This window comes from Reyranella sp. (genome assembly GCF_052439685.1).
GTDB lineage: Bacteria > Pseudomonadota > Alphaproteobacteria > Reyranellales > Reyranellaceae > Reyranella.
The window spans coordinates 1-20953 of record NZ_JBQVQG010000010.1; the positions used below are offsets into that span (position 1 = coordinate 1).

At 66.1% G+C, this 20953-nt stretch carries 17 protein-coding genes; 6 read left to right on the top strand and 11 right to left on the bottom strand.

The annotated features are described in order from the left end of the window. Window positions 1-221: 221 nt before the first annotated feature. Window positions 222-995: a potassium channel family protein gene (locus ACT6UX_RS14685; protein ID WP_444775898.1), complete on the bottom strand. Its 774-nt coding sequence runs from the start codon at window positions 993-995 to the stop codon at window positions 222-224. Between the two features lie 49 nt (window positions 996-1044). Between ACT6UX_RS14685 and ACT6UX_RS14690 the strand changes: the two genes are divergently transcribed. Then, on the top strand, window positions 1045-2616 hold the full coding sequence (locus ACT6UX_RS14690) for a phospholipase D-like domain-containing protein (protein ID WP_444775899.1): 1572 nt from the start codon (window positions 1045-1047) through the stop codon (window positions 2614-2616). Here the strand turns inward: ACT6UX_RS14690 and ACT6UX_RS14695 are convergent. The 4 genes from ACT6UX_RS14695 to ACT6UX_RS14710 form a co-directional block, all read right to left on the bottom strand. Beyond that, the gene (locus ACT6UX_RS14695; RefSeq protein ID WP_444775900.1) at window positions 2604-2933 is read right to left on the bottom strand and encodes a hypothetical protein; all 330 of its coding nucleotides are present in this window, start codon (window positions 2931-2933) and stop codon (window positions 2604-2606) included. The two genes, ACT6UX_RS14690 and ACT6UX_RS14695, sit on opposite strands and share 13 nt — an antisense overlap. Window positions 2934-3059: 126 nt before the next feature. Next, entirely contained in the window at window positions 3060-6218 is a 3159-nt protein-coding gene (locus ACT6UX_RS14700; RefSeq protein WP_444775901.1) for an efflux RND transporter permease subunit, read from the bottom strand. 4 nt (window positions 6219-6222) lie between these two features. Further along, a complete protein-coding gene (locus ACT6UX_RS14705; RefSeq protein WP_444775902.1) occupies window positions 6223-7305 on the bottom strand; it encodes an efflux RND transporter periplasmic adaptor subunit in 1083 nt (360 codons plus the stop codon). Window positions 7306-7837: 532 nt separating this feature from the next. Further along, window positions 7838-9787, bottom strand: a complete 1950-nt coding sequence (locus ACT6UX_RS14710; protein WP_444775903.1) for an ATP-binding protein — start codon at window positions 9785-9787, stop codon at window positions 7838-7840. Window positions 9788-10344: 557 nt separating this feature from the next. On the opposite strand from ACT6UX_RS14710, the gene ACT6UX_RS14715 reads away from it, so the two are divergent. Together ACT6UX_RS14715 and ACT6UX_RS14720 are read left to right on the top strand one after the other, a co-directional pair. Continuing rightward, entirely contained in the window at window positions 10345-10785 is a 441-nt protein-coding gene (locus ACT6UX_RS14715) for a response regulator (protein WP_444775904.1), read from the top strand. Between the two features lie 12 nt (window positions 10786-10797). Continuing rightward, complete coding sequence (locus ACT6UX_RS14720; protein WP_444775905.1) at window positions 10798-11661, top strand: response regulator; 864 nt, start codon at window positions 10798-10800, stop codon at window positions 11659-11661. A 1057-nt stretch (window positions 11662-12718) separates the two neighbouring features. On the opposite strand, the gene ACT6UX_RS14725 is transcribed toward ACT6UX_RS14720, so the two are convergent. Next, on the bottom strand, window positions 12719-14158 hold the full coding sequence (locus ACT6UX_RS14725) for an MFS transporter (RefSeq protein ID WP_444775906.1): 1440 nt from the start codon (window positions 14156-14158) through the stop codon (window positions 12719-12721). Between the two features lie 195 nt (window positions 14159-14353). On the opposite strand from ACT6UX_RS14725, the gene ACT6UX_RS14730 reads away from it, so the two are divergent. Both ACT6UX_RS14730 and ACT6UX_RS14735 read left to right on the top strand, forming a co-directional pair. Next, window positions 14354-14608: a hypothetical protein gene (locus ACT6UX_RS14730; RefSeq protein WP_444775907.1), complete on the top strand. Its 255-nt coding sequence runs from the start codon at window positions 14354-14356 to the stop codon at window positions 14606-14608. Next, entirely contained in the window at window positions 14554-15645 is a 1092-nt protein-coding gene (locus tag ACT6UX_RS14735; protein ID WP_444775908.1) for an MFS transporter, read from the top strand. Before ACT6UX_RS14730 ends, ACT6UX_RS14735 begins: the two co-directional genes overlap by 55 nt. Here the strand turns inward: ACT6UX_RS14735 and ACT6UX_RS14740 are convergent. From ACT6UX_RS14740 to ACT6UX_RS14755, 4 genes are all read right to left on the bottom strand, one after another. Then, window positions 15642-16445: an SDR family NAD(P)-dependent oxidoreductase gene (locus ACT6UX_RS14740; protein WP_444775909.1), complete on the bottom strand. Its 804-nt coding sequence runs from the start codon at window positions 16443-16445 to the stop codon at window positions 15642-15644. The genes ACT6UX_RS14735 and ACT6UX_RS14740 overlap by 4 nt on opposite strands. Window positions 16446-16531: 86 nt before the next feature. Then, a complete protein-coding gene (locus tag ACT6UX_RS14745; protein WP_444775910.1) occupies window positions 16532-17050 on the bottom strand; it encodes a DUF1993 domain-containing protein in 519 nt (172 codons plus the stop codon). Window positions 17051-17128: 78 nt separating this feature from the next. Next, window positions 17129-18268 carry an aromatic ring-hydroxylating oxygenase subunit alpha gene (locus tag ACT6UX_RS14750; protein ID WP_444775911.1) on the bottom strand — a complete coding sequence of 380 codons (1140 nt, stop codon included), beginning with the start codon at window positions 18266-18268 and terminating at the stop codon, window positions 17129-17131. Between the two features lie 215 nt (window positions 18269-18483). Then, the gene (locus ACT6UX_RS14755) at window positions 18484-19308 is read right to left on the bottom strand and encodes a BON domain-containing protein (RefSeq protein WP_444775912.1); all 825 of its coding nucleotides are present in this window, start codon (window positions 19306-19308) and stop codon (window positions 18484-18486) included. A 330-nt stretch (window positions 19309-19638) separates the two neighbouring features. Between ACT6UX_RS14755 and ACT6UX_RS14760 the strand changes: the two genes are divergently transcribed. Then, entirely contained in the window at window positions 19639-19905 is a 267-nt protein-coding gene (locus ACT6UX_RS14760; protein WP_444775913.1) for a DUF6496 domain-containing protein, read from the top strand. A gap of 10 nt (window positions 19906-19915) precedes the next feature. Here ACT6UX_RS14760 and ACT6UX_RS14765 read toward each other — a convergent pair whose 3' ends face one another. Continuing rightward, window positions 19916-20932, bottom strand: a complete 1017-nt coding sequence (locus ACT6UX_RS14765) for an ATP-dependent DNA ligase (RefSeq protein WP_444776057.1) — start codon at window positions 20930-20932, stop codon at window positions 19916-19918. Between the last annotated feature and the right edge of the window lie 21 nt (window positions 20933-20953).

Here is a 20953-nt window from a genome sequence, read left to right on the forward strand (position 1 = left end):
CTTGTCATCCTCAACGCCATCCTCAGAGATAGGACACCATGGCAAAACGCTTGACCTCAGACACAGTCGCTGAGGAGGCCCGAAGGGCCGTCTCGAAGGATGGGCATGAAACGCGGTGCTCGTACCCATGCTTCGAGACGCGCTCCTGCGGAGCGCTCCTCAGCATGAGGTGGGGAGTATGGTTCGGCTTTGCCCGGGAAGGCTCGAGCCCCGACCAGCCCCTAGATCCCCTCGTTCGGGATCTGCAGGACGATGCCGCAATGCTTGCAGTGCACCGCGTCGAGGTCGTGCACCAGCAGCGCGCAGGACGGGCATTCGAAGCGCACCTTGTTGGGCCGGAAGATGGCCTGCAGCAGGCGCAGGAACAGGCCGACGCCGACCACCATGATGATCACGGCGAGCAGCCGGCCGCCGGGGCCGGTCAGGGTGATGTCGCCGAAGCCCGTGGTCGTGAGCGTCGTGATGGTGAAGTAGAGCGCGTCGATGTAGGTCGCGATGTTCGGGTTGATGTGGTGCTGGGTGACGAAGACCACCGACGTCACGATGAAGATGAAGACGCCGAGATTGACCGTGCGTTGGATGATGTCCTCGTTGCGCCGGAACCACTCGGAATCGTGCCTGAGGTCGCGCAGCAGGTGGTAGGAGCGCAGCAGGCGCAGCGCCCGGGCGATGCGCAGGAAGGCCAGGTTCTCGAGGAAGACCGGCAGCAGCAGCGACAGGATCACGATCAGGTCCGCCGCCGAGGAGAGGGTGAACAGGTGGCGCAGCGGCCGGCGCTGCACCCACAGCCGCGCCGCGAACTCGACCGACAGGAGGATGCCGATGGCGAGGTCGAGGGCGATCATCCACGGCTGATGTCCGCCGAACGGCGAGAGCAGGAACACGGCGATGGTGGCGATGTCGAAGCCGACCAGGCCGTAACGGAACCGTCGCGCCTCCGGACTGTCGCCGAAATAGAGATCCTGGAACTTTTCGCGCAATGCCGTCGTTGCCATGCCTCCAGATACCACGGCCCCGGCGTCGGGGCACCGGAGCCCGCCCGCCATGTCCCCGCCACTGCCGCAGGCCCGTCGTCACCCAAACGACCGCCAGATGCGCTACCGTGGGCCCATGAAGGACACCGACGGCACCGACGCGGCGAGCATCGACACAACGGCCCCGTTCTGGCGGCGGGAGACCGCGACACGGGCTGGCCTGATCGTCGACGCGAAGGCCTATTTCGAGGTCGGCCGCAAGGCGATGCTGAAGGCCCGCAAGCGCATCATGCTGATCGGCTGGGACTTCGACGCCCGCATCGAGCTCTCCGACGAGCGGCTGCCCGGCGAGCCGCGCACCCTGGGCGAATTCGTGCTGTGGCTGGTCAAGCGCAATCCCGATCTCGAGGTCTTCCTGCTGCGCTGGAACATGGGCGCCGTGCGGAGCCTGTTCCGCGGCACGACGATCTTCACCCTGATCCGCTGGATGGCACACCGCCGCATCCACACGCGGCTCGACAGCGCGGCGACCCTGGGCGCTTCGCACCATCACAAGATCGTCGTGATCGACGACTGCGTGGCTTTCTGCGGCGGCATCGACATGACCAGCAACCGCTGGGACACGCCGGAACATCTCGACCACGATCCGCACCGCATCGGTCCGGACGGCACCCCTTACGCGCCCTGGCACGATGCAACCACCATCCTGGAGGGCCCGGCAGCGGCGGCGCTGGGCGATCTGTCCCGGCAGCGCTGGAGGATGGCGGGCGGCGCCGAGCTTGCGCCGGTGGAGGGCGCCGGCGGCTGCTGGCCCGACGGGCTCGACGCGGAGTTCCGCGACATCGCGGTGGCGATCTGCCGCTCGCGCCCCGAGGGCGAGGGCGAGGCCCCGGTGCGCGAGATCGAGGCGACCTATCTCGCGCTGATCGCCCGGGCCCAGCGCTACATCTACGCCGAGAGCCAGTATTTCGCGTCGCGCCGCATCGCCGAGGCGATCGCTCGCCGGCTGGAGGAGCCGGACGGGCCGGAGATCGTGCTGGTCAATCCCTTCAAGTCGCAGGGCTGGCTGGAGCCGGTCGCCATGGACACCGCCCGCGCCCGCCTCTACGAGGCGCTGCACCGGCTCGACCGGCACGGGCGCCTGCGCCTCTATCATCCCTTCACCAAGGCGGGCGAGCCGATCTACGTGCACGCCAAGATGACGATCGTCGACGACGAGGTGCTGCATGTCGGCTCGTCGAACATGAACAACCGCTCGATGCGCCTCGACACCGAGTGCGACGTCACGATCGACGCCGCCCATCCCGGCAACGAGGGCGCCGCGGGCGAGATCCGCGCGCTGCGCGACAGCCTGCTCGCCGAGCATCTGGGCGTCCCCGGCGACGAGGTCGCCGCGGCGATCGAGGCGAAGGGCTCGCTGATCGAAGCCATCGAGGCACTGCGCGGCGAGGGACGATCGCTGCGGCCCTACGAGATTCCCGACCTCGAGGAGGTCGAGAAGTGGTTGGCCGACAACCAGGTGCTCGACCCCGAAGGACCCGAGGACGTGTTCGAGGCGATGTCGAACGGCGGCCTGCTGCGCGGCCTGCGCGAACGCGCCGGCCGGATCAGGGGCCGCCTGAGGCGGCATCAGAGCTGGTAGTAGAGCCCGCCGCAAAGGCCAATGACGACGAGGCCCAGGCCAAACAGCTTGAAGAAGCGCGCCGACTGGTTCGCCAGCGACTGCTCGTGGTGCACGGAGAGGCGTTGCTCCGGCGACAGATCGCGCCTGGCCTGCTGCCGGACCGCGAGGAAGCTCGCGTCCTCATCGAGTTCGAACCTGGTGCTGACATAGCAGATGGCGAGGCCGATGACGGCGACGCCGAAGAAGGTCGTATAGGAGACGATGAGGAAGACCATTGCCGACGCCAGCAGCCAGGCCGAAAGCCCGATCGTGATGAGGATGGTTCTCGCGGACACGCGGCATCTCCCGGTGGAGCGGCAGGCACGGAAGCGTACCGGCGGGATCCCCGCCCCGCAATCAGCTCCTGCCTCTCCTCGAAGGCCAGCGCGGCTCTATGAAGCCGCCGTGCGCGCGGCGACGTATCAGCCCTGGTGCTTCTCCGGACGCTTCAGCCCGCGAAAGGGTTTCCGCAGCATATCGGGCACCGCCCGGCGCATCTTCTCGAAGGCGACGTAGAGGCCCGGAATCACGAAGATGCCGAGGCAGGAGGCGGCCAGCATTCCGCCGAACACGGCGGTGCCGACGGCGCGCTGGGTCGCCGCACCCGCGCCCGAGGCGATCACCAGCGGCACGAGGCCGAGGATGAAGGCGAAGGAGGTCATCATCACCGCGCGGAAGCGCTGGCCGGCAGCCGAGGTGGCGGCCGTCACCGGATCGCTGCCCCCCGCGCGCTCATGCATGGCGACCTCGATCACAAGGATGGCGTTCTTGGCCGCCAGCGCGATCAGCACGACGATGCCGATCTGGGCGTAGATGTTGTTGGCGAGGCCGGTGAGCCACAGCGCGGCCAGCGCGCCGAACAGGCCGACGATCACCGACAGCAGCGCCGCCACCGGCAGCGCCAGGCTCTCGTAGAGGCCGACCAGGAACAGGTAGGCGAACAGCACCGCGAGGGCGAGCACGAAGCCGGTCTTGCTGCCCGCCTCCTTCTCCTGCTGCGCAGTGCCCGCCCACTGGAAGCCGTAGCCGGGCGGCAGGCTGGCGCGCGCCACCCGCTCCATCGCCGCGATCGCCTCGCCCGACGAATAGCCCGCGGCCGGCGCGCCATTCAGCGTCACCGAGCGCAGGTTGTTGTAGCGGTTGATCGTGGCGGGTGCCGTGGTGAGTTCCAGCGTCGCCATCGCCTGCAGCGGCACCAGCGTGCCGCTCGCCGAGCGCACGCGCACCCGGTTGACGTCCTCGACGGTGCGGCGGTCGATGGCATCGGCCTGTACGCGCACCGTCCAGGTGCGGCCGAACATGTTGAAGTTGTTGACGTTCTTGCTGCCCATCGCGGTCTGCAGGGCGGCGAAGATGTCGGGGATGGCGACGCCCAGCGTCTCGGCGCGGTCGCGGTCGAGTTCCAGTCGGATCTGCGGCGTCGAGGCGCTAAAGGTGGTGAAGACGCCGGCCAGCTCGGGCGCCGCCTGGGCCGCGTTGATGACGCCGCGCGCCACCGCCACGATCTCCTCCGGTGGTGCGCCGGTGAGGCTCTGCACCTCGAACTCGAAGCCCGCGGAGTTGCCGAGCCCGGCGATCGGCGGCGGGTTGAAGGCATAGATGTTGGCCGCGGCCACCCGCTGGAACGCCTTGTTGAGCCGCTCCAGCACCGCGAAGGCCGACATCTCGTGGCCGGGCCGCTCGGCATAGGGCTTCAGCGAGACGATCATCATCGCGCGGTTGGGCAGGTTCAGCCCGTCGAGCAGGCTGGTGCCGCTCACGGTGAAGAAGTTCTGTAGCCACGGCTGGCCCGTCAGCATCGCCTCGACCTCGGTCACCGCCTCCAGGGTGCGGCTGGTCGAGGCGGCGTCGGGCAGCTGGATCTCGGCCATGAAGGAGGACTGGTCCTCCTCGGGCAGGAAGCCGGTGGGCACGATCCGCAGCAGCCCGCCGGTAGCGAGCGCAAATAGCGCGACCAGCCCGACCGCGAGCACGCTGCGCCGGATCAGCGGCGCCGCGAGCTTCAGGTAGCCGTTGCGCGTGGCATCGAGACCGCGCTGGATGCGGGCCATCAGGCCGCGCGGCGCGCTGCGACGGGTGAGCAGCAGGGCGCACAGCGCCGGCGAGAGCGACAGCGCGTTGATCGCCGAGATCACCATGGCGACCGAGATGGTAAGCGCGAACTGCTGGTAGAGCTTGCCGGCGATGCCCGGCATGAAGGCCGTGGGGATGAACACGGAGAGCAGCACCAGGGTGATGGCGATGATCGGTCCCGTGACCTCGGCCATCGCCTTCTCGGTGGCCTCGGCCGGCGTGAGATGCGGCTCCTTCTCCAAAGTGTGCTCGACCGCCTCGACCACGACGATGGCGTCGTCGACCACAATGCCGATCGCCAGGACCAGCGCCAGCAACGACACGGTGTTGAGCGAGAAGCCCATCATCTGCATCACCGCGAAGGTGCCGATCAGCGCCACCGGCACGGCGACGATGGGGATCAGGGTCGCCCGCACGCTGCCCAGGAACAGGAAGACCACGACCGCGACCAGCACGAAGGCCTCGATCAGCGTCTTCACCACGCTGTGGATCGTCGCCTCGACGAACACGGTCGTGTCGTACATGACCTCGAAGGCGACGTCCTCGGGCAGCCGGTCCTCGAGATCCTTCAGTATCTGGCGGACGCCCTCGGCGGTGGCCAGCGCGTTGGCGCCCGCAAGCTGGTAGACGTTGATGCCGGCCGCCGGCTTGCCGTTGTAGCGCGTGGTGACGTCGGCATTGGCCGAACCCAGCTCGACACGGCCGATGTCGCGGATCCGCAGCAATGCGCCGTCGGGGTTGGCGCGCACGGTGATGTTGCCGAACTCCTCGGGCGAGGTCAGGCGGCCCTTGGCGGTGATGTTGAGCTGGAAGTCGACGCCGTCGAGCAGCGGTGCGGCGCCGACCCGGCCGACCGCGGCCTGCATGTTCTTGGCCTCGATCGCCTTGACCACGTCCTGCGAGGTGACGCCGAGGCTCGACATGCGGTCGAGGTCGAGCCACACGCGCATGGCATAGTCGAGCCCGCCAAACAGGCCGGCCGAGCCGACGCCCGGCACCCTCTGCATGGCGTCGAGCACGTTGATGGTGGCGAAGTTCGACAGGAACAGCGCATCGCGCGTGCCCTTGGGCGAATAGACGGCGACCACCTGCAGCAGCGCCGAGGACTGCTTCTTCACCAGCACGCCGTTGCGCTGCACCTCGTCGGGCAGCTGCGGCATGGCGCGCAGGATGCGGTTGTTGACGTTGACCGTATGGTCCTGCGGGTTCGAGCCCACCTTGAAATAGATGCTGAGGGCGTAGCTGCCGTCGCTGCCCGAAGTCGACTTCATCGAGATCATGTTCTCGACGCCGTTGACGTTGCGCTCGATGATCTGCGCCACGCTCTCCTCGACCACCTGGGCGGAGGCGCCGGGGAAGCTGGTCGTGACGGTGACTTCGGGCGGCACGATGTTGGGGAACTGCGCGATCGGCAGGCTGCCCAGCGCCAGCAGGCCCGCGATGGTCATGATCGCGGAGACGACGAAGGCGAGCCTGGGGCGGCGGATGAAGACGGCGGCGATGCCCATGGGATCAGCGCTTCGGCTGGCCGGCGGCAGCCGGCGCGGCCTGCGCCTCGACCACCATGCCCGCGCGCACCCGCTGCTGGCCCTGCACGATGACCCGGTCGCCTTCCTTGAGGCCGCCCGTCACCGCGATCATGCCGTCGCGCACGAAGTCGATGGTGATGCGGCGCTGCTCGACGACGCCCTTGCCGTCGACCACGTAGACGTAGCGGCCGGTCTGGTCGATCGCCATGGCGGCCTGCGGCACCACCATCACCTTGGCCGGTTCGTTGCCCTCGACGATGACCCGCACCGTCTGGCCGTCGGTCAGCAGCTCGTCGGCATTCTCGAACACCGCGCGCGCCATCTGGCCGTCGGTGGTGGGATCGACCGCGACGTCGATGAAGTCGACCTTGCCCTTCTCGGAATAGAGCTTGCCGTCGGCCAGGCGCAACCGCACGGCCAGCGCCTCGCCGATACGCAGGTCGCGGCGCACGTTCAGCAGGTCCGCCTGGGGGACCGAGAACAGGGCCCGGATCTGGCGCTCGTTCACGATGGTAGCGAGCACGCCCGACTCCGGCCCGACGAGGTTGCCGGGCGAGACGGAGGAGCGGCCGATCAGGCCGGCGATCGGCGCGGTGATCTTCGTGTAGGAAAGCTGCAGCTCGGCATCGTCAAGCTGCGCCTGGGCATCGTCGAGCGTGGCCTTGGCCTGCAGCTGCTCGGCCAGCCGCTGGTCGTAGGAGACCTGCGAGACGTTGCTGGTGCGCAGCAGCTCGGCCGCACGCTTGAGCTGCGCGTCGGCGTTGATCAGCGCCGCCTGCGCCCCGTCGCGCAGCGCCCGCTTCTGGTTCACGGCGATGCGGTAGGGCGTCGGATCTATGGTGAACAGGAGTTGGCCTTCCGCCACCTTTGTGCCGTCGGCAAATTCCCGCTTGCCCAGCACGCCCTTGACGCGGGCGCGCAGCTCGACCTTGTCGAACACGGCAAGGCGACCGACATATTCCGACTGCGGCGCCAGCGTCCGCACCTCGACCGGCCGCACCAGCACGACCGGCGGCGCATTGTCGGCAGGCTTGGTCTGGGCACCGGCGGGAAAAGCGAAAGCCATTGCGAGAAGGAGACCGGGCACAAGTCGCCGCAGGCCGAGGGAAAGGTGTCCAACACCGTGCGGCCCGTATCTCATCTCTCAACTCCGGATCCTGTCGAAGCCTGCGATGAACGGGCCTCTGACCATCGTAAAAGCATACTGCCCGACTGGGACAAATTGCATGAATCATTCAATAACCTTTTGCAATAAGGCAGATCAAGCGACCATGCAGCTGCTGGCGAATCGGACCAGCCAGGCGGCAGCCGTTGCCGGGGGTCTCCGCCGATGGGCGCGATCAACTCATCGATGTCAAAGCCGTGCCACTGCCAGCCCCTTGCACGATGCTTCGACGAGAGCGAGGACCATCTCCCAGTCTCCCGTTTCGCCCCCATAGGGATCTACGACGTTGTCGACGCCCATCCCCGCATGGCGAGCCGGCAATCGTGGATGGTCGACCCGCAGGAGGCGAGACGGAACTCCGGCAGCCATGGGGCTCGGCCGACTCCACCGTTGGAAACGACGCGAATCCTTCGCGGGGAATAGTAGACCGAGGTCACTTGGCTTTAGTGTCCGAGCCGGTCACAGCCGGGAAAACAATACGGAAGCTGCAGCCCTGCGCGCTGTCGAGGAGTTCCAGCCGGCCGCCACTGTCCCGCACGATCCCGTAGGACACCGAGAGCCCCAGCCCGGTCCCCTTCTCTGCCGATTTGGTCGTGAAGAAAGGCTCGAACACCCTGTCTCGCAGCGCCGGCGGGACACCGGGCCCATTGTCGGAAACGATGATGATCACTTCGTCATTGGTGTTTTGCAGTTCGATGCAGATCTCACGTGCCGCCATCGCAACGCCCGCTGTTGCATCGCGCGCATTGAGCAACAGGTTGACCAGGACCTGTTCAAGCAGCACCGGGTGGCATTTGACGAACTGGCGTGCATCGCCCCACCGGAGCGCGACGTTGACCTGGGAGTCGCGCAACTGATGGCCGATCAATTGCAGCGCAGACCGGCAGGTGGCTGCGGCGTCGATCAGAGGAGGCTTGCCCTCCGGAACGCGGCCGAAAATTCGCATGTGATCGATGATCGTCGCCGCACGATCCACCTGCTCCACGACGCGCTGCAGGCGCGCCTTGACGAACATGACGGAGTCCGCGGACGCGAGCAGGGGTGTATTCGCACCAGCATCGATTTCTTTGACGTCTTCGATTTCCAAAAGCGCCGATTGCGCCGCAATCTTGATGACGTTGAGCGGCTGATTCAGCTCATGTGCCATGCCCGTTGCCATTTCACCGAGAGTGATCAACTTGGACGACTGGATGATGTGCGCCTCTGATTCCATCCTCTGCGTGTCGTCATATCCCAGAAGGGCGATCTCGTGGTCGCCCTCTCCGCGATTCACCCGCGCGCCGAAAAATCTCAGATAGGCCGGCGAGCACTCCTTGCCGGAGACGCGCAATGTGAAATCGGCTCGGGCTTTGCCGTTCTCCAGGAAAGTCACCAGCGCGCCGCTCCCGTCGACCTCCGGTTCGCAAACCAGGGTGCCATCGCGAATGACGGGAGCCAGGGCCAGCGAAAAAGCGCTATTGCAATAGAGAATCCGGCGATCCCGGGTCACCAGTGCCGCGAGAGCGAGGGGAGACCCGAAGATCGCAGAGAGGACTCGCCGCTCTCCCTCTTGCCGGAGGACACGATCCCGCGCCTGCAAGAGATGGTAGTTCCGCCATCCAACCAAGAGGGACAGCAGGGTAAGTACGACTCCCGCGGAGACCATGGCCCAGACCGTCTGCCTCCACTCGAGCAGGTAGGGCGCCGGGTTGATCACCGCGACGACATACGCAGGGAACGTCGTCAGGCGCGATGACGAACTCAGGCTGTTGGGCGGCAGGCCCAGAGCGACGACGGCGTTGGGCAAAGAGCCGGTCCTGTCGTTCGAGTTCTCCTCGGGAAAGACACGAGAACCCAAGGGCGCGTCATCGGATGTGGCGGCGAGCAGGACTCCGTCATCGCGCACGAGGAAGGCCGCATCGCCATAGCGCAAGTCACCGCCCTGATGCCGACGAAGCATGCGCCGGAACTGGGAGTCGAAGTAAGGCACCCCGGCACCGGTAATCACGACGCCGAGCTTGTTGCCGGTATCCCCGCGGACGTCCCTTGCCAGGTAGAACGTCCATTCCCCGACCCCCCTGTTTCGAACGGCCTTTCCGAGCGATAGTGGAGGTGGGTTGTCGCTCATCTGCTCGATGAAATAGTCGCGATCCGCCAGATTGATGGGTGGCGGAGGATAGCCCCGCGAATAGTTCAGCACCGCGCCGTCGGGCGCTATGAATGTTGCGACGTCGATGGTCGGCAACTTCGCGGTACGCCCGATCAATCGGTCGTAGAAATTCCGGCTCGACGCTACTTTTCGGTATTGCTCCTCGGTCGCGACCTCCTCTTCCGCGATCCAGTCGAGCATGGAATCGATTACCAGCCGATTGACCGTGAGGCTCTGGTCGGCGAGTTCCGCCATGACGAGAGAAAGGTGCCCGGTGGACCTTTCTGCGTTTCCGATGCTGGACAGATACTGTTGCCACAGGAAGGCGGCCGTGAATGACCATATGGCGGCTATTGCAACTGCAAATCTCGCTGCCGCCTGGAGCGCGGAGCGACATTCGGACCTCATGACCATATCGCTATGCCTTGCATGGAAAATAACTTGGGAGGCAAGGGCGATATTGAGGGGCTCTTAAAAGGTCGATAAATTCCGTCGTTCCACTATAAAGACATAGTGTCGCACTTTGCATGGGGGTCTTTGGAGAGCCGCCCCCAGCGCGAACAGCTACGCTTTTCAGGAACTCCCCTGTTGGAAAAACCTCGGCGCATGCCCTCTTCCGGCGAATGCTGCACGATGTGGAAAGCGCTCCTTCTATTTCACAACTTCTCGTGCGTCGCCAAAGAAACCGGTCCCACTTTGGCTGTTACACTGCGGTTAAAGCAAGGGCGCATTGAGCGCAGGCTACAATTGCCTTGAACTATAGTCCTGCCATTGCGTAGTGGAGAGGGGGCTCGGAAAGCTGGGGAGAAGTCATGACGGGTTGCGAGGGAGGCTTACCTCGCTCGGGCATCAAGATATTGCTCGTTGAAGACGATGAAGCCACACTTGAATTGCTTACCTTATTCTTGGGACGGTTCTATTCCATCACAGCCTGTTTAAGTGGCGAGAGCGCGCTTCACGCGTTGTGCACGCACGACGATATCACCGTGATCGTGACGGACCTGCGTATGCCCGGAGTGAATGGTTACGATATTCTTCGCCTTGCTGCCGAGCATTCGTGCCTTATAGGCAGGGCAATTCCAGCGGTCGTTCTCACGGGACACGGCACGCCGGAAGACGAGCAGCAAGCCAGGTCGTTCGGCGTGACGCACTTTCAGCGCAAACCCATAGATCTGACGCAGTTACGGCAAGCGATCGAAATATGCCGTGACGCGGCAGAAGCCCCAAGCCTTGGGCAAGCCGGCGCGGCCTGAGCGGACGAAAGAATGAGAAAGCCGCCCGCTGCACAAAGCGAGAACCTCGATGTCCTGGTCGTCGATGACGACGAGGCGGGACTTTTGGACCTGATCGCAAGCTTGAGGAGGGCAGGTTTGAGTTGCCTCGGCGCCAGCACCGGCTGGGAGGCTCTCGAAGCCCTGCTGAAGGGTCCGGTTCCCTCCGTCATAGTAACCGACATTAGAATGCCTGAACTGGATGGGCTGGAACTGGCCCAGCGGCTCGGACGGATGGACCTGGCGCGACTCCCCGAACTCGTCTTCATCAGCGGAAGCGCCGACCTCGGTCACGCGGTGGATGCGATCCGCCTCCGCGCCCGCGACCTGCTGACGAAGCCCGTTGACCTTCGCCGATTGATACAGATCGTCAGGGACGTGCAATTGGAGCGACAGGCGCAGTCCCTCTCGAAAGCCACGCCCCACCGGGACGATATGCCGGTCCACGGAAAACCCGATGCCCGGATGCAATCGAAATCCGTCGACGTCGAAGCCATGTCGATCGTCGTGTTGTCCAATCTCAGGAAGCTTCGGCGCGTTCGCAGCGAGAATCTGCCAGCGGGGCTGGCCGTCGAGGCAAGCTGGGAAATTCTCCTGGACCTTTACGTCAGCGAACTGCGCAGCGAGCGCACTTCTCTGACCGCGTTGGGTGGCTCGGCAGGCGTGCCCCTGACGTCGGGCTTGCGACGCATCCATGAATTGGAAAGCAAAGGCATGCTCATGCGGACCCCAGACGAGAAGGACAGGCGCCGGGCTGCCGCGCACCTCACGGAGAAGGGACGCGAGACGGTTCAGTCGTTCATACGCTCCTATGTAACCTTTTGCAGAGAATCTGACTCTCAGCACGCTGACAAGTGAGCGGGCCGCCGAGATGCGATCCATGACGAGCAACGGCTGCCGGAAATCCAGAGCGCAACATCGACGGCATGACTGTCGCAGCCCGCGTTCATCGTCTTGCCCCGCAGGCTGCCGTCATCCTTATATCGGGCCGGATTGATTTCGTGCCGCCCGAAGCTCTCGATCGTTCTGGCGTCGCGGCTTTCCTCAGAATGCCCATCAACCTGTGGCAGCTGCGCCGACTCGTCTCCGGACGGGTCAACAACCCGTGCCTTACGCGGAAAGAGCTCGGCTCGCCCCTCGCGTGGCAGTTCTCGCTCGGCCGATAGACCGTCGGCGTCCCAGGCACTTTCCTGGCCGGCCCCGATCGACTCCCGGGGTTTCGATCGGGAGAAATGCGATGGCCGGTGCGTGGGGAGCCGGCCATCGCGACTCAGGGAGCCTCGGTAACGTGGGATCGCGAGGCTCCAGCGTTGTCAGGCATGGTGGGAAATATGCTGCTGACTATTCTGCTCTAGGGACCGGCCCTTCGAAACTCGACACGAACCGCGACCATTCTGGTGCTTCCGGCGTCGCTCGCCGCCGGGGAAGACAGGGGAGAGGGCCGAATCGGACTGCGCACGCCGCCAGGCTGGGCCATGCCGTTGCGCGTCGAAAGCTGTGTACCCATGGAGGTTCGCTCCCAACCTGAAGGGTACGGAGCAGATGTCACCAAACTGGTTCTTTCTTCTCACGCAGCAGAAACAGGGGCGGCTATGAAGGCTCCAGAGTTATACTCATCAAGCGACATCCTGCGACGAGCGGAGCCGGTGGTCTGCATTCGCGGTCACGGTCGCCGCACTTACCGGAAAAGCATCCCGATCATGCGTGCGGCATTCGCGAACCCTCGTTCTATATTCTGGAGCTACGGCATCACACGCGACACCGAACGGTGGCAGCCAGCTCGGGATGCCGTCGACTGGCTGGAGCAGAGAGCGCTGCAGTCTGCTGGCCTTCCGAAGAGCTACTTCGTCCATGTTTCGAAGCAGCAGTATGCGGAAGACAGGCGGCGACTGGATCCTGGTTGGCGAATTGGACGTTAACGTCCAGTAAAGCCACCCTGCCGGGACACCAGCGACGCCACGATCGCCACGAGGGCGAAGGCTGCCAGTACGAAAAGGCTGCCAGCCACCGCCTCGACGAAGGCCGGTCCCATCCGGTCGTCGTGGCCGGACAGGCCGAGCCGCCACGACAACATCGAGGACGCGGCCGAGACGCCGATGCAGCTTCCCAGCACCCGGCCGAGATTGACCAGCCCGCCGGCTGAGGAGGCATGGGCCTTGGGCGCGGCATCGATGGTGGCGTGGCTGTTGGGCGCCAGAAACAGGCCGAGCCCGGCGCCGAACAAAGCCAGCGCGACGAGGCGCACCACCAGCCGGTCGGGCCCGAAGGCGATGGCGACGAGCCCGAGGATCGCCACCAGGCACAGCGCCATGCCGGCGATGCCGACCCGCCGCGCGCCGAAGTGCGCGCCGAGCCGCGCGGCGAACAGCGCTACCAGGCCGAGCAGGATGGGGATGATGGCCAGCTTCAGCCCCGCTACGTGCGCGCGGTTGTCGAGCCCCTTCACGAAGGCGAAGGACATCAGGAACAGCATCCCGTAGAGTAGCGCGTAGCCCATCACGACGCCCACGAACCCCGTCGCGAAGTCGCGCGTGCGGAACAATTCGACGTCGACGACCGGCCAGCGCGTCTTTTTCTCGCGGCGCAGGAACAGCACGAGGAACAGCAGCGACGCGGCGGCACTGCCCAGCATCGCGGGCGAGGCCAGCGGCCACACCGAGACCTGCGTGAGCGCGAGCACGCCCAATCCGACCGCCGGCACCAGCAGCACTGCGCCGGCGAAGTCGAAGGTCTCGTCCCGCTTCACGTCCTCGTCCCGCGACCGCGGCAGGACCAGCCAGCCCAACACGAAGGCCAGCAGGCCGAAGGGCACCGCCGCCCAGAAGATCCAGCGCCAGCCCAGCAGTTCGAGCAGGAAGCCGCCGACGATCGGCCCGGTGCTGACGCCCACCGCCTGCGCCGTCGTGAACCAGCCGATGGCGTGCGGGCGCTTGTCCTGGGGCACTGCCGTCATCAGAATCGTCATGCTGTTGGCGCCCAGCAGCCCCCCGCCCACGCCCTGCAGCGCCCGCAGCGCCACGAGCTGGTCCAGCGTCTCGGCCCAGCCACAGAGCAGCGAAGCCAGCGTGAACAGCGCGAACCCCAGGAGATAGGGCAGCTTGCGCCCCATCATCTCCGAGACCCGGCCCGACACGGCGAGGCTCGCGGCAAAGGCCAGCAGATAGGCGATCGCTACCCAGCGCACCGCGTCGACCCGGACGTCGAACCCCTCTGCCAGCCGCGGCAGCGCCAGCTGCACGATGCTGGCATCGAGCTGCCCGATGAACGCGCCGGCGCAGGTGACGCCGACGATCAATCCTGGATGGATGGCCAGTCGTTCGAGGGCGCGCAGCGGCGGTGGTTCGAGGGAGCGCATGGTCGCCTCTTGTGTAGCCGCCACGGGCGCCCCCATGGAAGGAGTCGCATGGCCGCAACCGCATCCGGCGGGCGGAACGACGATGTGCGCGGCGATTGCGGCGTCCCTCCACTGTCGATAGCACTTACGGACAAGAACCAACGCACCGCCGGCCCGGCCGGACGAGAAAGCGGCAATGGACAGAGGAAACGCTTCGTGACGTCGCCCGGCATGAGCAGGGGCATCCGGCGGCAGGCCATCATCATCGTGGCGACCCTGGCGACCGCCTATGTCGCCAGCCACTTCTTCCGCGCGGCCAACGTCACGATCGGGCTCGACCTGATGCGCGACCTCGGCATCGGGCCGGAAGCGCTGGGCGCGCCCTCACCGGCGCGTTCTTCTTCGGCTTCTCGGCCATGCAGATCCCCTGTGGCTTCCTGTTCGACCGCTACGGGCCGCGCAGGACCGTGACCGGCATGCTAGTGCTCGCCGTGATCGGCGCGGCGCTGTTCACGGTGGCGGCAGGCTGGCCGCAGCTGCTCGCGGGCCGGGCGCTGATGGGCGCAGGCTTCGGCGTCATGCTGATCGGCAGCATGGTGGTGATCTCGCGCTGGTTCCCGCCCGACCGCTTCGCGACCCTGGCGGGAATCGTGCTGTCGGTGGGACTGCTGGGCAACCTGCTCGCCACCACGCCGCTCGCCTGGGGCACCGAGATAATCGGCTGGCGCGGCGTGTTCGCGATCATGGTGGCCTTCACCGCGCTGACGACGCTGGGCGTCTGGGTGATCGTGCGCGACGCGCCGCCCGGCCATCCCTTTCTCGACCGCAGGCCCGAGACGGCGGCGGAGATGATCCAGGGGCTGGGCGAGGTACTGAAGAACCCGCAGCTCAAGTTCATCATCGCGCTCAATTTCTGCAACTACGCCTGCACCTTCACCGTGCAGGGCCTGTGGGGCGGCCCGTTCCTGCGCGAGGTCCATGGCCTGAGCCGCGTCGAATCCGGCAACGTGCTGCTGGTCGCGGTGATCGCCTATCAGATCGGCATGCTGACCATCAGCCCGCTCGACCGTGTGTTCGACACGCGCAAGCGCATCGCCATTGCGGGCACGCTGCTGATCACCGCGATCCTGGCGACGCTCGCCTTGTGGGCCCAGGCGCCGCTCTGGGTCGCCGTGGGCGCCATCGTCGGCATCGGCTTCCTGAGCGCTTCCAGCACCATGGTGATGACCCATGGCCGCGGTATCTTCCCCGACCGGCTGATCGGCCGCGGCATCGCCACCATGAACACCAGCGTGATGCTGGGCGTGGCCTGCATGCAGACCCTGTCGGGCGTCATCGTCGGGGCCTTCACCCCCCTGCCCGATGGTGCCCGCTCAGAGGAGGCCTACCGCACCCTGTTCGGCTTCATGGTCGTGGTGCTGCTGGTCGCTGTGACGGTCTACAGCCGCTCACGCGACATTCGCCCCAGCGACGAGCTGCGCGCCCGGCAGGCGGCCCTTAAAGTCTAGGCCAGCCCCAGCCCCATGCCGCCATCGACGCGCAGAATCTCGCCGGTGATGAACTGCGCCTCGTCGGAAGCGAGGAACAGCGCGGCGTAGGCGGTGTCGTGGCCGGTGCCCATCTTGCCGCGCAGCGGCACCATGGCGTTGCGCTCGGCGCGGACCTCCTCCGTCGGGCGGCCGGTCGCCTGCGCGATCCCCGTGATCGCCATCGGCGTATCCATGAAGCCCATCATGATGGCGTTGGCGCGGACGCCGTAGCGGGCGTTGGACTGGGCCACATGGGTCGTGAGCCGGTTCACCGCCGCCTTCGAAATCTCGTAGGCCATCTGCGTCGCGCCGCTGGTGGCGGCCAGCGAGGAGATGTTGACGATCGAGCCGGACTTCTGCGCCCGCATCACCGGGATGGCCGCCTTGATCGTGTGCCACATACCCTTCAGATTCACGTCGAGGATGCGGTCCAGCACGCGCTCCTCGATGCGGTGGGCCGGCGCATCGCCGCCGCCGCCGATGCCGACATTGTTGATCAGGATGTCGACTCGGCCGTAGCGCGTCATCGCCAGCTTGACGATGCGGTCGCAATCGTCGGCGACCGTGATGTCGGCTTCCATCGACGAAACGACGGCGCCGGTGGACGAGATGTCCTTGGCCGTCTTCTCGGCGCGCTCGCCGCTGCGGTCGACGCACAGCACCGTCGCACCCTCGCGCGCAAGCAGCCCCGCGATCGCCGTGCCGTTGCCGATCGTCTCGCCCGGCGTCTGCCCCGCGCCGACGACGACGGCGATCTTTCCTTCAACCCGCTTTGTCATGTCTCTTCCCTTGAAAAACCGGTGCCGCCATCGCCGTCTACGTCATCGCGTTCGGAACGGTTGCTCCGTTCATTGTCCCCGGCGCATTACGCCGGTTCGCGATAGGGCATGTCGCCCAGATAGTTTCGCTTGCCGACCGGAACGCCGTTGTGGCGCAGGATCGCGTAGGTCGTCGTGACGTGAAAGTAGAAATTCGGAATGACGTGCTGGACGAGGAATTCCTCGCCCGACAGCGACTTGCCGTTCCAGCGCGGCTGCGTGATGCGCCGCTCGGCAGCGCCGGCGAAGGACTCCGCCGTGAAGCCCTGCAGATAGGCGACGGTGCCTTCGATGCGCGCCTTGATCTCCGCCAGCGTCGCTTCGGTATCGGCGTTGACGGGGGCGTCCTTCTCGGTCCCCGCCAGACGCCCGGCGCCAAGCTTGGCGGTGTCGCAGGCCGTCTGGATCTGCTTGATCAGGTTGAACTGATCGGGCGCCAGGCGCGCCTGCAGCAGCACGGCGACATCGAACTTCTTCTCGCCGGCATACTTCTCGGCTTCGTTCAGGATGACCAGCAGATTGCCCAGCATCTTGCTGAACTGGCGAACGACGAGCGTGTGGATCATGCGAACCTCGGAGTGGATGGGTGGATGTGCGCGCAGGCCCTACGCGATTCCAACGACCGCCGCCAGCACCGGGGCTCGCTAACGCTGTCCCGCCTTCAGCATCTCGACATGTTCCGTGAGATGCCGGTGGAAGTGTCCGATCGCCTGCTCGTAATGGCCGAAGGTGAAATGGGTGTTGGCGCCGGCCGCCAGGCCGGCCTGGATCTCGCGGGCGGCGTGGCGATCTTCCAGAATGCCACTCTCCTGCACGAAGTTCGCGTCCTTGCGTGCCTGCTCGATGTCGAGCGGCTTGCCGTTCTTGATGCGCGGCGCGAGCTGGTAGACGACCCAATGGGTTTCCGACGGCGACACCGGCTCGAGGATGATCAGGATCGCGTGGCTCGACAGCACGCTGACATGGGTGTTGGGGAAGAGCTGGTGGACGTCGGTGATGCGTCCCTGCGTGCTCCATTCCTCGCGTGGCAGGCTGCGCAGCTTCTCGATGCGGCGGAATGGAAAGACGATGCGCGAATTGCGGCCGTGCAGCTCGACCACGTTCAGATTGTCGTAGCCGTAGGGGAAGAACGACTGATTGTGCAGCGCCTTGATGTGGTAACCCTCCATCGAGGTCTCACCCAGCACCTTCCAGTTCGCCTTGTCGTCGAACTCGATCTTGTTGAACAGCACGTAGTCGTCGGTCAGCACCTCCGGCAGGTCGCCGAGCGGCCCGTCCGACAGCGGCTCGTCCTGCGTCACGAAGACGATGCCGTTCCGCTCCTGCACCGAAGCCACCGGCACCAGCCCGTGCGCTTCCTTGTCGAGGCCGGGGAAGCCGTCCTCGCCCGGCACGTGCCGCAACGAACCGTCGAGACCGTAGGTCCAGGCGTGATAGGGACAGGCTAAGGCGCGCTTGCAGCCCTCGCCCTCCTCCAGCTTCATGCCGCGATGGCGGCAGGCGTTGCGAAAGCCGCGCACCACGCCGTCGGTGCCGCGCACCACCAGCAGCGGCGTACCGACCGTCGTGCGCGCAATGTAGGAGCCCGGCTCGGGCAGCGCTGCCGACGGGCAGAAGGCCATCGGCACGCGCCGCAACACCGCGATCTCGGCCGCAAACCGCTCGGGCGAATGATAGTTCTCGACCGGCTCGCGCCAGACCGCCGTGCCCTTGTCCGTCGTCTTGCCGTCGATATGCGCCAGGATGCGATCGATCAGGTCGGTCTCGTTCAGCAGCGCGGCCATTCTTGTTCGTTCCTCTGCAAGCGGGCGGGCGATATTAGCCGCACGCCGTCGGGTGCAACAAACGCCCGAGCCGCGCTGCGAGACGCGCGGAAGCAGCGGGCGTTACGCTCCACCACCGTGTGGCCACCTCACCTTCCCAGACGATTTCGGTGCATCCTAACCAGACGGAGGACGGGCCAGGGTGCAGCGAACCGGGCCCTCCCCTCATCGTCACATCACTCGGACACCTGCTTGCCCGAGAAGCGGCCGGTATCACGGTCCTTCACCTTGATCTTGTTCTGGACGTCCCTCACGCCCGTCACGCGATCGATCATGTCCTCGGCGTGACGCTTGGCCAGACGATCGGACACGGTGCCGGACAAGGTCACCTCGCCGTCCTTGACCTCGACCTCGATTTCGCCGGCATCGAGCATGGGATCGTCGGTGAGGCAGTCGCACACGTCTTCGCGGATCCTGTCGTCGGAGCGCGTGTAGCCCTTGGGACCCTTGCCGCGATGGTGTTCCTGGCCAGACGCGCCGATGCCGTAGCCGCCACCCATGCCCGCATGTTCACTACCGTACCGGCCGGCGCTGCCGTGGCTGCTGCCGGGGCGACCGCCGAACCAGCCGCTCCTTCCCTGATCCCGATCGTAGCGCCCCATCCCCTGGGAATGGCTGCCGCCCATCTCGCCGCTCATGCCGCCGAGCGAGCCGCCCCGGCCGGTATATCTGTCGCCACCTTGTCCGGGGCCTTGGGCGTAGCCGTAGCCCCGTGCGCCGCCGGCGAGACCGCCCGAGGACATGTCGTCCTGCTCATAGTTGCCGCGGCCATAGGACGAGCCGCCGCCATCGCCATACTCGCTGCCGCGGCGGCCGGCTGGCGCATAGTGGTAGATGTCGCCGCGTTCGCCTTCGTAGCGGCCGTAACGGCTGCGATCTTCGTTCTCGTCGTCATACGACCGCCGGCCGGCGCGGCCGCCGGAGATGGAGTCGCGAGGGGACCCGCGATCGTCGCGGGAGGCATCGTTGCGGAAGCGATAGTAGTCGTCGTGGCGTGCCATTGAATTCCTCCATGGGGTGAGGCCGTGGGGTGAGGCCGGCCTCTCTCCGCACGGCCGGCACCGGAGGAATGCGCCGGCGCAAAACCAGTTGCCGACAGCGGCAACCGATCGGGCCGCGCGGGCATTGGTGACAGGCGGGAGAGCCACACGTTTCGTTGGCGATGGTCGAACGCTTCGTCCCTGGCATCTCCCGCGGAAAGCCCGCACCCTTCGTCCATCGCAAAATGTGCAAAGGGGGTCGCGGGCTTTCCTTTGCCCTCTCGCCGGCGGGAACATGCAGCCAAAACGCGAGCATACCGTTAGCCGCTGACCGATGGAGAAGGAGGGACCATGGCGAAGTATTCCCGAAGCGCCAGCAAGGATGTCGAAAGCGCGATGGAACGCCGCAAGAAGGGCACACTGAAGAGCGGTCCGGGCGGCAAGGGCGGCACGGTCAAGAGCCGCAAGCAGGCCATCGCCATCGGCCTGTCCGAAGCGCGCGCCGAGGGCAAGAAGGTGCCGGCGAAGAAGAAGAGCGCCGCAAGGAAGAAAACCGGCACGAAGCGCAAGACGGCAGCGAAGCGCAAGAGCACGGCGACGCGCAAGAAGAAAGGCTGAGCGCGCGCTCCTACGCAGACTTGAGAAGACGCATCACGCGTGACGGGCGGTCTTCCTGCACGAGTTGATCGAAGGAGCAGTCGCGTGGCGCCTTGTCGGGGCGCCACCGCAGGAAGCCGGTGCCGTGCCGAAAACGGCGACCGGTTACGTGATCGTATTGGACCTCGACGACCAGCTTCGGCTTCAGCGGCACCCACTGCGTGGTTCGCTCTGTCGACCAGCGGCTGGGGCCACCCGGCGCATCGCCGGTGAAGCCGCCGCCCTTCAGCTTCTCGAGCTTCGCCGTCAGCGCCTTGCGGTCGAGACTGCCGAGCGCAGAGGTGAAGCCCACGTGGTCGAGCAGGCCCGCCTCGTTGTAGAGGCCGAGCAGCAGCGAGCCGACTTCCTTCCGGCCTTCCTTCCGCGCCGTCGCGTAGCGGAAGCCGCCCACGACACAGTCCGCGCTGCGCAGGTTCTTGATCTTGAGCATCGCGCGCTCGCCCGCCTTGTAGGATTCGTCGAGGCGCTTCGCCATGACACCGTCGAGGGCACCGCCGCCGGCGCGGCTCAGCCATCTGCGCGCGTCGGCGAGGCGCGTCGTCTTCGGCGACAATCGAAATGCTTCGGCCGCGCCGAGCGTCGCGAAAAATCGTTCGAGTGCCGCGCGCCGACCGGACAGTGGCTCCGCCTGCAGGTCCCGCCCCTTCTCGTCCTCCAGGAGATCGAAGGCGATCAGCAGCGACGGCGTCTCTTCTGCGAGACGCCGGATGCGACTCGCGGCCGGATGGAGCCGCATCTGAAGCGCCTCGAAGGACAGGCTCTTGGCCACGGGAATGACCAGCTCGCCGTCCAGCACGAACCGCCGGTGCTTGACGCCCGCCAGCGCCGCGACCATTTCGGGAAAGTAACGCGACAGGCTCTTGCCCGAGCGGCCGCGCAGCTCGACCTCGTCGCCGTCCCGCCGGGCGAGGCAGCGGAACCCGTCCCATTTCGGTTCGTACTGCCAGCCTTTGCCGTCGGGCAGGCCATCGACCTGCCGGGCTTCCATCGCCACGGTGCCCGTGCGCGC

What these genes read in the sequence shown, in the direction of transcription:
- ACT6UX_RS14690 (WP_444775899.1), top strand. Translation starts at nt 1,045, where the DNA reads ATGTCCCCGCCACTGCCGCAGGCCCGTCGTCACCCAAACGACCGCCAG.
- ACT6UX_RS14700 (WP_444775901.1), bottom strand. Translation starts at nt 6,218, where the DNA reads ATGGGCATCGCCGCCGTCTTCATCCGCCGCCCCAGGCTCGCCTTCGTC.
- ACT6UX_RS14740 (WP_444775909.1), bottom strand. Translation starts at nt 16,445, where the DNA reads ATGACAAAGCGGGTTGAAGGAAAGATCGCCGTCGTCGTCGGCGCGGGG.
- ACT6UX_RS14720 (WP_444775905.1), top strand. Translation starts at nt 10,798, where the DNA reads ATGAGAAAGCCGCCCGCTGCACAAAGCGAGAACCTCGATGTCCTGGTC.
- ACT6UX_RS14750 (WP_444775911.1), bottom strand. Translation starts at nt 18,268, where the DNA reads ATGGCCGCGCTGCTGAACGAGACCGACCTGATCGATCGCATCCTGGCG.
- ACT6UX_RS14755 (WP_444775912.1), bottom strand. Translation starts at nt 19,308, where the DNA reads ATGGCACGCCACGACGACTACTATCGCTTCCGCAACGATGCCTCCCGC.
- ACT6UX_RS14715 (WP_444775904.1), top strand. Translation starts at nt 10,345, where the DNA reads ATGACGGGTTGCGAGGGAGGCTTACCTCGCTCGGGCATCAAGATATTG.
- ACT6UX_RS14705 (WP_444775902.1), bottom strand. Translation starts at nt 7,305, where the DNA reads ATGGCTTTCGCTTTTCCCGCCGGTGCCCAGACCAAGCCTGCCGACAAT.
- ACT6UX_RS14685 (WP_444775898.1), bottom strand. Translation starts at nt 995, where the DNA reads ATGGCAACGACGGCATTGCGCGAAAAGTTCCAGGATCTCTATTTCGGC.
- ACT6UX_RS14765 (WP_444776057.1), bottom strand. Translation starts at nt 20,932, where the DNA reads ATGGAAGCCCGGCAGGTCGATGGCCTGCCCGACGGCAAAGGCTGGCAG.
- ACT6UX_RS14760 (WP_444775913.1), top strand. Translation starts at nt 19,639, where the DNA reads ATGGCGAAGTATTCCCGAAGCGCCAGCAAGGATGTCGAAAGCGCGATG.
- ACT6UX_RS14725 (WP_444775906.1), bottom strand. Translation starts at nt 14,158, where the DNA reads ATGCGCTCCCTCGAACCACCGCCGCTGCGCGCCCTCGAACGACTGGCC.
- ACT6UX_RS14735 (WP_444775908.1), top strand. Translation starts at nt 14,554, where the DNA reads ATGCAGATCCCCTGTGGCTTCCTGTTCGACCGCTACGGGCCGCGCAGG.
- ACT6UX_RS14710 (WP_444775903.1), bottom strand. Translation starts at nt 9,787, where the DNA reads ATGGCGGAACTCGCCGACCAGAGCCTCACGGTCAATCGGCTGGTAATC.
- ACT6UX_RS14745 (WP_444775910.1), bottom strand. Translation starts at nt 17,050, where the DNA reads ATGATCCACACGCTCGTCGTTCGCCAGTTCAGCAAGATGCTGGGCAAT.